The organism is Sporosarcina sp. P17b (genome assembly GCF_002743115.1).
In the GTDB taxonomy this organism is placed as follows: Bacteria; Bacillota; Bacilli; order Bacillales_A; family Planococcaceae; genus Sporosarcina; species Sporosarcina ureae_C.
Genome location: NZ_PDYP01000008.1, coordinates 120230 through 131188, shown reverse-complemented (window position 1 = coordinate 131188; position 10959 = coordinate 120230). Strand labels below are relative to the sequence as shown.

Here is a 10959-nt window from a genome sequence, read left to right as displayed (position 1 = left end):
TGAGAAAGTACACTGCCAGGGAGGTAAATGTATAGAAGTCGTACAAGGATTTCTATACAAAAAGGGTTCGATCATCAAAAACCGATGATCGAACCCTTTTTTGGCTCACTTCTGGCTAGTTATGTCCCAGCCTCTTTAATTATGTTGAGCTCTATCTAATAAAACACAAATACCGTCCTCAACAACAAACGAGCTCCATTGCCATCAGTGGAGGTATTTTCCAACCCGCTATGGAGAATTACAGTTTCGTACACAACTATAGATCAGTTACTTGTTTTTCATAAGAGAACTCTCATTTAAACCCTCACTGAATATATTTCCAAACATCTTCCACAGATTCATAACCGAAAATATTAGACAATAACAACTCCAATTCAATCGAGTCCGCTCACATTATCGCTTCTTTAATGTCTACTTGTGCCTCTGCATCTTATTAATTTAGTTTCGTATATTTAAAGCTTAAAAAGCCAACAATGGAATTAATACCGAATTTTACCGTCCTTCCAAAATGCTTTTTAACATATAGAAGTGAGGAATGTACATGTTTTGGAAAAAACAACAGGATGAAAATAAGCCTGTTTCTCAATCAAACGCAGAATCAGAAATATCAATAGAGACTCTAAAAAAAGCCCTCGTTCAAATGGATGATGCGGAATTTGTGGAAATCAACATTTCTGAAAATCAAAATGTTGATCTTATCTACGTAAGAACTCTGATTGACCAAGAAAGATTAAATGAAAGCATTCTAAAACCTTTATCTAACTGTTCCAAACAATCCATTCAGGAATGCAATGTTCACTCAACAATAAACTCCATTTCCACTTTTAATGAGGCAATAAAGCAGCTGTTTAAAGGATCTGTTTTGTTATTTGACTCTTCGTCAAACCTTTGGTTCGCTATCCCTTTAGAAAATCCACTTGGACGTGCAATTGAACCATCCGATACTGAAACCATCCTTTTAGGAGCAAAAGACAGCTTCAGTGAACAGCTAGAACAAAATATTACGCTCATTCGTAGGCGTCTTCCAACACATGATCTGAAAACAGAGAAGTTCACCGTTGGTTCTATAAGTAGGACAAATGTGGTTTTATTGTACATAGAAGGGCTGACCAATCCAGAATTTGTTTCAACTGCCAAAAAGAAGATTTCGGAAATTAATTATGATCTCTTATCTGATTCTTCTCAAGTAGCAGAATTCATGGAGGAACATCAAGATAGTATTTTTCCTCAGTTTCAGCAAACTGACCGACCTGATGTTGTTGCTTATTCTCTGGGATCAGGAAAAATTACGATTCTGGTAGACAATACACCTTTTGCTCTCGTTGCCCCAATTACTTTTTTTCATTTGTTCCAATCACCAGAGGATTATATTAATCGATGGGTAGTTGCCAGTTTTTTGCGCATCATCCGATATGTAAGTTTTATTCTGTCTATCACGTTGATCCCATTCTACGTGGCATTAACAACTCATCACTATCAAATGATTCCTTTACAAACACTTTTCGTCTTGGTGGAGTCAAGGAGCAAGCTTCCGTTCACTCCTTTTTGGGAAGCATTTATCATGTTGATTTTTATTGAAATTATAAAAGAAGCAAGTTTAAGGATGCCAACAAAGACTGGTCAAACGCTTGGGGTTATTGGGGGCATTGTAATTGGTCAAGCAGCAGTTGAGGCTGGTATGGCAAGTCAGGTGTTAATTGTCATGGTAGGGATTTCAACTATCGGATCTTTTCTTGTTCCTAATTACCTTGTGACAAAGGCGAATTCATTGATTCAATTCATTCTTCTTATATTTTCTTCGTTTCTTGGGATAGTAGGGATTGTTTTGGCAATGATTATCATTTTAGCCCACCTTAATGGCTTGTCTTCACTCAAGCAGCCATATTTATCTCCTGTTGCCCCTTTCTACGGAAAAGATTGGCTTGACCTATTCATTCGAGGGCCTTTAGTCAAAATGAAGGAGCGTCCAGAACATCTTAAACCGCTGAAGATGAAGAGATATCAAACTAGGAGATGAACTGATGGAAGCCCTTCAATTATTTAATAAGAATGAAACCTATAATGGGTTCTATGTCATGTTGATGGTAAATCGCCTCCAAATGCTTTACTTTTTTTTGATTATGCCAAGGTTTTTGATCCATTCATATATGATTTGGGTGATTATAGCGGTCGGCATATTGTCTCAACTAAACATTCTTCTTTTATCCAAATGGTTTTTAACCCGGTTTTCTAGCGAAGGATACAACGGATTTGTCCAATTATTCGGGAAAAAACTTGTACGTCTCCTCTCATTCATCGGGTTGTTCTTTATCCTGCTTAAACTTTTCGTGATTTTGTTAGGATTCTCGGAAATGGTTCAAATATTTATGTTTCCAGCTACAGATTCAAATTGGCTTATCTTTTTTATTCTGTTGTCTTGTTTGTATGTAGCATGGAAGGGCGTTGAAAAAACTATACGTTTTGTCGTGATTTCATTTTTGTGTACATTTTGGATGTTCTTATTCTTTGCTTTTTTCTTCTTTCCTCCAATAGCTCAACTCAGTGATTTGTATCCGATTATTCCAATGGAATTAAATGTGGATTCCTGGAAAGGAATATTTTTAATTTTATCTTCATTTTCAGGGCCTGAATTTCTGGTATTTTTGGGACCGTGGTTTAAAACAAATAATAAGACATTTCGCTATTTGTCTTATGGCAATGCTCTAACCGTTATAGAGTATGTATTTTTATATATGGCGTCCTTATTCTATTTCGGTTCCAATTATTTAAGTAAAAGTCAATTTCCAATTGTCACTATGGCTCGTTATTTTCAAAATCCAGTAATTGAACGTATTGATATGGTCATGCTTTCTTTAGAATTATTTAACATCGTATTTGCGGTTTCAATTTTTCTACTGTTGTTTTATGGAGCATCTAAAATAGCTAGTGGGAAAATGGAGAGACCACCCAGTCGAGTAGGCTTTTTATTCAGTGTATTCATTATTTTAATTGGAATGATTCTTGTAAATGAATGGATTTGGAAGTCAGATGAAAAGCAGGTTATTTTACTTAATCTTCAAATTTTAGCAGGAAGCTTAAGTTACTTAGTGGTTCCAATTACTATGATCGTAGTGATGAAGATAAAGGGGGTTAATAAACATGAGACTACGAAAGAAGATGGCTAAAAAATTGTCAATCATATTTATGGCGTTATGGTTAACTGGATGTGCCCCTTTTACTGAAAATAACATTATTGAAGAGCTTACTCCAGTCACATTTTTATCACTTAGTAAAGGGGATGAAGGTAAAATAAAAATCAGTACGATTTTGCCTTCTCTAAGCAAAGAAAAAAAGAGTGTAATAACGCAAGAAGTAAGCTTAATAAAGGAGGTACTAAGGAGTTTTAATTTAAACTTCTACCAGGAAATGAAATTTGGGCAAATGCGAATGCTGATAATTAATGAAGACCTCGGAAGAAACGAAGGTATTATGTCCATTATTAATGTGTTATTGACTGATCCGGATATTTCTTTGAGAATCTATTTAGTTATCGTAAAAGGAAATTTTGAAGAATACTTGGAAAATCAATTGGACAAACAAGAAAATCTTGATTACTCTTTTTACCGAATGCTGAAGCACTATGAGGAAAAAAATCAGGGAGAATTAAGTGTCGTTAATCTACATGAATTTAAAAAATTGTTATATACTCCTTATTCAGATCCTTTCTTACCTGTATTCAAAATAGAAAATGACGCTATCAGCTATGAAGGTACAGCCCTGTTTCAAAATGATAAACTAGTTGAAATAATAACAACTTATGATGATCGTATCTTCCAACTGTTACACAACGATCACTACTTAGCAGTTTTACCGATCCCAGAATTACAAGTTGTTCTAGGTCATGTTAGGTCTAAAACGAAAGTGGATATCAATAAAAGCTTGTCTACAATGACCTATACAGTGAATATAGACTCAAGAATTGAAGAATACCGGGGAGAAAAGCAATTATTTGACCCAAAGGATTTAGAAGATTTTAAAAAAGATATCCAATCGAATCTTGAAAAACAAACACAAGAACTAGTAAAAAAGATGCAAGAATTGAATGTGGATCCATTGCAGCTAGGCATTCATACATTAAAGCCATTCTCAAAACCAATGGATGAAAAAAAATGGATTGAACTTTACAAGAAGATGGACATTAAAATAAAATACAATATTAATATTAATCCTTTGACGGATGCAAATTCAAAAAGGCAAAACCTTTAATTCTTCCTATTGCAATCTCTTTCTCATTAATCGGACGTGCGTCTTCTTCAGCCTGCTTTTCCTTTAACCATTGTTCACGTTCGGCCTTCGGCTTCCGTCCGTGCTTTTTCGGTACCTGCTTCTTTTTCTTTTTGGCGGCTTGGACTCGATCTCTTGCCTCAAAATGTGTGGCATCGAAGGCGACATATTTATCGCTGATACGCCCTTCGTCGATGGCAAGTAGAATTAGTTCATCATGGATCTGTGGAACTACTACAGCATCAGGTGGCGTATGAGAGGCACCTGATATGATTACATTCTGCTCTCTATACTTCCCTGCATTTGTTCTGTCTATTGAATGCAAGACGATGCCATGCAATTCTTTAATCACTATTTCTGAGAGGGGCTGATCTTGCTGCACCATTTCTTCGGCAACTAAAATTGCTTCTTTATGATTAATAGCTTCTAGGTGCTCTCTCATGGATTTTCCGGCAATAACTATGCCATCATCTAGCACTGCTTTTGTTTCATAAATCGATAATCTATTTCCTTCAATCGCATTGGAATGATATGTATTTTTAATTAAAAAGTCTTCTTTCAGGCTACGAATAAGCCCTTTTGAAATTGGTCGTCGTTGATCGACATTCTTTTTTAACAGTGAAAGTCGATCCGTTTTTTCTATCACAGCTTACATCCCCTTTATTAAAATAAGGGATATTGTGCAAGAGCTCACTCTTGTACAATATCCCTTCATCGAAAAAGTATAGAAAACCGATTTATCACTGGATATATTTCCAGATGTATTCAACGTCTTCGTATAGCTGCTTCACTACAATTCATTTTCTAAAATTCGATCTATTATTCGTATGATTTCCTTTACAGATATATCTTCTTGTTCGTTTTTAGAGTAAATGGTTAACGGATATATTTCTAAGGCGGCTGTGACTAAATACCATATTACACGGAATCCGCCACTCTTGCCTTTGTCTGCATTTGGATTACTCAATCTGGTTTTATATACGACATTTCCTTTGGTTCTGGGAATTCGGTCCCCATATAATTTACCTTCTTCAAAATCTGCAAAAAGAGAATCCACTAAATCAACCACTACTGGATATTTTCTAGCGATTTTTAAAAGCTCTTTTTCGAACGCTTTAACACCAAGCACTTTATACTTCATTATTTTTCTTCTAAGCTCTTCCTCACTCGGTTCATCATATCCTTATATGGATGTTTGGGTAGCTTTCCCTTTCTCATTTGGTTTACTTCTTTTATAGATTCTGTCAGTATTTTTTTACTATCTGCCTGATTGTCTTTTAAAATGGCCATTTCATTTTCCTCCTTCTCATCCACACATACCACATCCTTTCAGATTATGTATATGTGTAAGTATGTAATGAGCATGATGATTTAAACATCGTTTTACTTTATTTTTAAAAATAAGGGATATCACACAAGAGGTTCTCTTGTACAATATCCCTTACATCTTATTACACCTTAATCTCATAATGGAGACGGTGGGAGTCGAACCCACCAAGCTAAGGAATCTCTCTACGGCAGTATTTGTTTAGCTTTATTGTACAAAACTCGAATTGCTAACATCGTCTTTAGCATCGGTTGTGGAAAAAAGTCTACTTGGAGGCAAGGTTCTTTACCTGTAACTTAAACAATATAAAAGTCATTTTACTCTAAGCTCGATGTCGCTTTATCAAAACATTTCCACTGATGTAGTATTATATATATAGCACTAACCATGGAGGAGACAAGCAATATGACTTCTAATAAAATCTGCTTATACACTAAGCAACCATTTGATGATGCAAACATGAAATCTGGAGATCATATTTTTATAGCGGCAATCGGCGGGAAGAAAAAGTTGCCTAAAGATTATGTGTCCCATGAAGCAAACAACTATTTCTCAAAATTAGAAAAGCATTTCTCAAGGGATTCATTTATATCAATAATACGTCAGTTTGAAGGTCCTGGCAAACGTGGGAAGATTCATGAAAATAAAGCATCAAAATCAAACATTTGTGTAATATCAAACAATAACGAAGCGGGAAATGAAAAGTTTTCATTAGGATATATTAAATTAGGAAAACCATATGTCATTAACCACTTTATTTTCACCTTTGATAAAGAAGATATGAATATTTCACTCGACCCCACATTAATTGATAAAGATTCAAGTCACGAACAAGCAATACAAAATTTAATTACAGAAGTAAAAAAACACAGTAAATATACTTTAATATTCTCAAGAGTACTACCGAATAATTTAGCGCTTTTCGGAGTCTCCGATAATCAATGGTTTTTGGCTGTTAGAAATGATGGAGCAGTATCCAAGGCAGAAGAATATATTGAAAGGATCATGACTTCAAAAGAAGTTGATATGAAAAGCTCTAGGGAAGATTCTAATCAAGTAACAATTCATCAAGACTATCACATAGATTCAAATATAGTTAATCGTATTATTGCAAAGATGGCATTTAACTACTTAGCCTATGAAAAAGGCATTGATTTCGCATTAGAAGCCAACTTTGATCCAGTCCGCAACTGGATATTGACAGGTACCGATACTAAACAATCATTCGTTGATATGATTCCTAATGATAATGAGCAAGTTAGACAGCTAATACCGCTTTTGCCGGATAAAGCTCATTATATAGTCATTTTTCAAGATAACAATAATATAAATTCAATTGTTGGCTTTTATGGAGAAACCTATACTCATGTTATAAATCTAGGTCAACTTGAACCAGGAAGAAAAGCTATAACAAATCCTCTAGTGTTCATTTGTGATTGGAAGAATCAAAAGTCCGAATATACACTTCTAGAGCATCTTTCTTCAATTGACGATGTTTATTGATATGTAATATAAACAACCCACTAATTTGTATATGAATTAGTGGGTTGTTTAAATAATATCAATGTCTTTTACTTATACTTCTTAAATAATCTAGTCTTGCTACATTAACTAGAAATAAACTTCGTATACTTCTTTCCCGCCGACATCCACTGTTTGCCGCCTACGTTATACATTCCATTCTTCATTGCATATACCTTATATGATTGTCCCTTTTTAACTGTCTTAACGACCTTTGCTGAAAAGCTAGCATCTTCTCTGACATTCAAGATATTAACCAAAACTTTTACGATGCCGATCTGCTTCTTTTCACTAGTAGAATCCGATGTCTTTTGAGGGGTACTATTAATAGAAGGAACTGCTGCAACTTTATTGTTTTTAAACAATGGAAACGCACCTTTTTGAATCTGACTGATACTTAAACCACCGTCATACTGAATGTGCGGGTAGTCTCTAAAAGATGCCCAGTCTCCCCCCCAAGTGAAGCCTAACTCCTTTGCAATTGCTGCTGCGCGTCTCCATTTTGCCCCGACCACCCAATCAATATTCTTTCCATATCCATCACAGTTCACAAAGTCGAGGGCTAGCTGATAATTATGAAAGCTACTGCCTGGCAATGCGTTAGAAACCTTTTTCACTTTTGGATTGTCATACTGTTTTCCTTTATATACATAGCTGGATCGACCTTTTCCATAAATGACTGCTTGATCTTCCATTGTTCTGAGTCCATCCGTAAAAACAATGAACACATCTTCTTCCCAGCATCGTCTTATTAATTCCTCTGCTAGTTTGTGTACTCTCGGGTGTGTCATGCCAGACTTGTTGCGTTTAAAAGCTTCTTTCATAAAGTCTTGAATTGATAATTTATTCATTGTGGTATTCCCCTTTCCCTTGTTCCGTTGTCTTACCGAAGTAGAAACTAATAACGGAGATGATGGCTGTCTGGATGAACTGGACTTCGAGGTTACCCATGACGGACAACACGACGAATAAAGCCAATGTCCCGAGCGCAATAATCTTCCTTACTTCAATTAAGTTGGCTAGTTTTTTCTGCATGTTGTTCACTCCTATCTAGTTAATGGAAAAAGCCCACTCGAATAAGTGGGCGGTTGTCTGTCGAGGCGTGGCGGCCTCTGTGCAATATTCATATCAAACCGTGTAAGGCTTGATTATATATAAAGCTGCAATACAGCCTTATCTAGTTATGAGAAGATGTTGAACAATGCCTGTACGATTAGATACAGGATTCCTCCAGTGCCACCGACCTTCAAGAGGATGTCGGTATGGCGTTCGATCTTAGTTTTAGTAAGCTCGTGCTCGCGTTCCTTTTCCTTGTCACTAAAAACACCAAAAGACTTGATCAGATCCCACTGCTTATCCATGTTGGACTGAAAGAACTGGCGTGTGTCGCGATTCTCCTGCAAGATTGTGGACTCTAGCTGTACGTAGTTCTTTTCTATGTTTCTTATTCTAGATTCTTTATCGACATCATTTTCTTCAAGTACACGGATCCGCTGTTCGTGGTCTGTCAGTAGTGGTAAATTATCTTCCACGTCGATTCTCTCCTTTGGCTTCGGGTGACAAAACAAAAAGGCTACCTGATTGGATAGCCTTATCTCCCCTTGAGGATTTCCGTTAATTCTTTGTATTCAGCTTTGTTGATGCGTTCGCCCTTATGGAATACATCTAATCTTTTCTGCATGTCCTCCATGCTTTCATATCTGCCGTCAGTGATAAGGCTTTTGCATGCATTGTACGTCAGTGACATGTTACTTCGACCCCATTTCTAATAATGTTAATCGGTAGTCGATGTCGACTAAATACTGTTCGTTCAGGCGTTTTGCTTTTGCTAGATATTCTCCGAATTCGCTCATTGCATACTGATCTTCGTCGTATTCCCACCCAACGAAGGACTCTTCTTCTGTTTCAATCCATTTAATATTTCGTCTAATATAGACTGTATCAACATTTACTTCGATTTCTTGCACAGTCTCTTGCGTGCCGCGCACTTTAAAGTAGTCTTTCATTTAATTCGCTCCTTATTTTTCAAGATACATCAGGCGTCCTGCGCCTATACCACTACCATAGTATTGACTGCTTAACGTAGCACCTGGCGGTAAAGAAATATGAGTATGGAATAAGCCTGCACTGTCTTTATCGCGATAGTCTCCACCATGCATAACAGACGAGTCGTAATAATTCACTCCGCCATAGTCAGGGTAGTGTGTCGTGCTAGAACCACCACTGACGTTTGGAATAAATCCTTCTCCAGTTGACGCTCTTACATCCTTTGGGAAGAATCCACCCTTTTCGATTTTTCCGTAGTTGGTATACCCTAGACCTGCATCATTAAAATTCGTCGTGCCGATTAACAATTGGCCATTAACATCGATATAGAACCCATCAATTCTTTCCGCGTAGTTACCCCATATATCTTCCATACCGCAGAACTTTACTTGCTCCAGATAATTGTCTGAGCCATAATACATACCTTTGTTGTAAGTGTTCCCTGTAGTTGTACCTTTATCATTTATAGTTAGGCCTGTATAACCTTTACCTAAAGCTGCTTGTGAGTCTCTGTTTTTAAACATGATAAGGAACAATACTTGAAGCATTGTTAGTTGATGGAAACCCATAATATCGTAATTGGGGCCATTGTTTTGTGCCATTGTTCTTAAATTACCTAACGTTTGATTCGACAATAGCGCAACAGAATTCATAGTGATAGACCATAATTCTTTATCTGCGACGTCACTTGCGTTATTTAATGCTTTTTGTTTTGAACCTAAAAAAGCCGCAAGATATACTTTATCTTGGACTTTCTTCCCTCTTGTATGAGCAAGAGCTTGATATGTGCTGTCATATTGTACATCTGAATATCGAACGTATATATAGTTACCAGAGCGTTCAATTTTCCAATAGATTTTAGGGAATTCTATCATGACATTGCCGTTGATCTCATAAGGATAGTTTGGTTTATCATAGTTTAATGTTATCGTCTGCTCTGCGCTCGTTCCGTCTTTAAACCTTTTAAAATTGTTCGGATCCAAATAGCCAAGCACTGTGTCTCCCTTCATTAAACATGGTTTGATTTGATTGAATGGGAATCGTTCTTTCCAGCTGCCATAATTAAAGTTTCCATTGCTGCCTTTTGCCGGTGTTGATGACATGGAGTCCTCGATATATGTAACAGCCGTTTCAGGATTTGAATTCGTTGTGTCAATCCTTACGCCATGAATGACTACTTCACGAAGTGTTTTTCCTCGGACAGTTTGGTAAGCGTGGTCGGAGTTCACTTTTCCGCTTATACTGATTGTGAAGATCCTGAACGAATACCATGTCTCCGGCTTTAGATTGTGAACGGTAATGGTGTCGCTACTGCCTTCGTAAGCCAGGATGCCATCTGTAAGTGACGTCGGCAGGATTGAACCTTCTCTGTAGCGAACAATAACGGCATAGAAGTTTTCGTCCGTAGGGTTTGTCCATTTGACCGTAGCTGTTCTACTTGTTGTGCTGATAGAGATACCTCGAACAGGACTGAGAGGTTCTTCTGGTACCGACTCTATTGGACCTTCTGGATCAGGATTTGGATCTGGAACAACAATTACTTCTTCGTGGAAAACGTCAATCCATTCGCCATTCACAAACCCGTAAATCGTATTGCCGGCATATTTAAAGTCGTGTGCGCCTGTTTCAGAATTAACAGACCTTTTCTTATGATCAGAATGCTCTTTTAAGATTAGATAAGTTTGATTCATATACCAGTTCAAGAATTGGGCAGGAGGCCTGTTCCCAGGGCTCCATCCTCCATTTTTTTCTTGCAAAGACGGCTCGATTCCTTGCTTAAGCCATAACGGTAGTTTTTCCAT

At 36.9% G+C, this 10959-nt stretch carries 12 protein-coding genes; 4 read left to right on the top strand and 8 right to left on the bottom strand.

The window, feature by feature from the left end:
- The first annotated feature begins 541 nt into the window (after nucleotides 1–541).
- Genes CSV76_RS11155 through CSV76_RS11145 form a run of 3 tightly spaced genes read left to right on the top strand, consistent with a single transcriptional unit; the run spans nucleotide 542 to nucleotide 4245 of the window.
- Nucleotides 542–2017, top strand: a complete 1476-nt coding sequence (locus CSV76_RS11155) for a spore germination protein (RefSeq protein ID WP_233204461.1) — start codon at nucleotides 542–544, stop codon at nucleotides 2015–2017.
- 4 nt (nucleotides 2018–2021) lie between these two features.
- A complete protein-coding gene (locus CSV76_RS11150) occupies nucleotides 2022–3164 on the top strand; it encodes a GerAB/ArcD/ProY family transporter (RefSeq protein WP_233204460.1) in 1143 nt (380 codons plus the stop codon).
- The gene (locus tag CSV76_RS11145) at nucleotides 3157–4245 is read left to right on the top strand and encodes a Ger(x)C family spore germination protein (protein ID WP_233204458.1); all 1089 of its coding nucleotides are present in this window, start codon (nucleotides 3157–3159) and stop codon (nucleotides 4243–4245) included. Before CSV76_RS11150 ends, CSV76_RS11145 begins: the two co-directional genes overlap by 8 nt.
- On the opposite strand, the gene CSV76_RS17990 is transcribed toward CSV76_RS11145, so the two are convergent.
- The 3 genes from CSV76_RS17990 to CSV76_RS17335 all read right to left on the bottom strand — a co-directional run bounded on the left by CSV76_RS17990 (nucleotide 4202) and on the right by CSV76_RS17335 (nucleotide 5553).
- The gene (locus CSV76_RS17990) at nucleotides 4202–4909 is read right to left on the bottom strand and encodes a Fic family protein (protein ID WP_099625631.1); all 708 of its coding nucleotides are present in this window, start codon (nucleotides 4907–4909) and stop codon (nucleotides 4202–4204) included. The genes CSV76_RS11145 and CSV76_RS17990 overlap by 44 nt on opposite strands.
- A 144-nt stretch (nucleotides 4910–5053) precedes the next feature.
- Nucleotides 5054–5404: a type II toxin-antitoxin system RelE/ParE family toxin gene (locus tag CSV76_RS11135; protein ID WP_099625630.1), complete on the bottom strand. Its 351-nt coding sequence runs from the start codon at nucleotides 5402–5404 to the stop codon at nucleotides 5054–5056.
- A complete protein-coding gene (locus CSV76_RS17335; protein ID WP_158232793.1) occupies nucleotides 5404–5553 on the bottom strand; it encodes a hypothetical protein in 150 nt (49 codons plus the stop codon). Before CSV76_RS17335 ends, CSV76_RS11135 begins: the two co-directional genes overlap by 1 nt.
- Nucleotides 5554–5995: 442 nt before the next feature.
- On the opposite strand from CSV76_RS17335, the gene CSV76_RS11130 reads away from it, so the two are divergent.
- Complete coding sequence (locus CSV76_RS11130; protein ID WP_099625629.1) at nucleotides 5996–7093, top strand: hypothetical protein; 1098 nt, start codon at nucleotides 5996–5998, stop codon at nucleotides 7091–7093.
- Between the two features lie 104 nt (nucleotides 7094–7197).
- Here CSV76_RS11130 and CSV76_RS11125 read toward each other — a convergent pair whose 3' ends face one another.
- The 5 genes from CSV76_RS11125 to CSV76_RS11105 form a co-directional block, all read right to left on the bottom strand.
- Nucleotides 7198–7962 (bottom strand): M15 family metallopeptidase, encoded by a 765-nt coding sequence (locus CSV76_RS11125; protein ID WP_099625628.1) that lies wholly within the window; start codon nucleotides 7960–7962, stop codon nucleotides 7198–7200.
- Complete coding sequence (locus CSV76_RS11120) at nucleotides 7955–8146, bottom strand: hypothetical protein (protein WP_099625627.1); 192 nt, start codon at nucleotides 8144–8146, stop codon at nucleotides 7955–7957. Before CSV76_RS11120 ends, CSV76_RS11125 begins: the two co-directional genes overlap by 8 nt.
- A 146-nt stretch (nucleotides 8147–8292) precedes the next feature.
- Nucleotides 8293–8643, bottom strand: a complete 351-nt coding sequence (locus tag CSV76_RS11115) for a hypothetical protein (RefSeq protein ID WP_099625626.1) — start codon at nucleotides 8641–8643, stop codon at nucleotides 8293–8295.
- A gap of 216 nt (nucleotides 8644–8859) precedes the next feature.
- Complete coding sequence (locus tag CSV76_RS11110) at nucleotides 8860–9117, bottom strand: hypothetical protein (RefSeq protein WP_099625625.1); 258 nt, start codon at nucleotides 9115–9117, stop codon at nucleotides 8860–8862.
- A 12-nt stretch (nucleotides 9118–9129) separates the two neighbouring features.
- Nucleotides 9130–10959, bottom strand: a complete 1830-nt coding sequence (locus CSV76_RS11105; RefSeq protein ID WP_099625624.1) for a fibronectin type III domain-containing protein — start codon at nucleotides 10957–10959, stop codon at nucleotides 9130–9132.

Bases quoted from the DNA above. Each gene is read 5' to 3' on its own strand.
- CSV76_RS11150 (WP_233204460.1), top strand. From the start codon at position 2,022: ATGGAAGCCCTTCAATTATTTAATAAGAATGAAACCTATAATGGGTTC.
- CSV76_RS11155 (WP_233204461.1), top strand. From the start codon at position 542: ATGTTTTGGAAAAAACAACAGGATGAAAATAAGCCTGTTTCTCAATCA.
- CSV76_RS11105 (WP_099625624.1), bottom strand. From the start codon at position 10,959: ATGGAAAAACTACCGTTATGGCTTAAGCAAGGAATCGAGCCGTCTTTG.
- CSV76_RS11130 (WP_099625629.1), top strand. From the start codon at position 5,996: ATGACTTCTAATAAAATCTGCTTATACACTAAGCAACCATTTGATGAT.
- CSV76_RS17335 (WP_158232793.1), bottom strand. From the start codon at position 5,553: ATGGCCATTTTAAAAGACAATCAGGCAGATAGTAAAAAAATACTGACA.
- CSV76_RS11135 (WP_099625630.1), bottom strand. From the start codon at position 5,404: ATGAAGTATAAAGTGCTTGGTGTTAAAGCGTTCGAAAAAGAGCTTTTA.
- CSV76_RS11120 (WP_099625627.1), bottom strand. From the start codon at position 8,146: ATGCAGAAAAAACTAGCCAACTTAATTGAAGTAAGGAAGATTATTGCG.
- CSV76_RS11110 (WP_099625625.1), bottom strand. From the start codon at position 9,117: ATGAAAGACTACTTTAAAGTGCGCGGCACGCAAGAGACTGTGCAAGAA.
- CSV76_RS11125 (WP_099625628.1), bottom strand. From the start codon at position 7,962: ATGAATAAATTATCAATTCAAGACTTTATGAAAGAAGCTTTTAAACGC.
- CSV76_RS11145 (WP_233204458.1), top strand. From the start codon at position 3,157: ATGGCTAAAAAATTGTCAATCATATTTATGGCGTTATGGTTAACTGGA.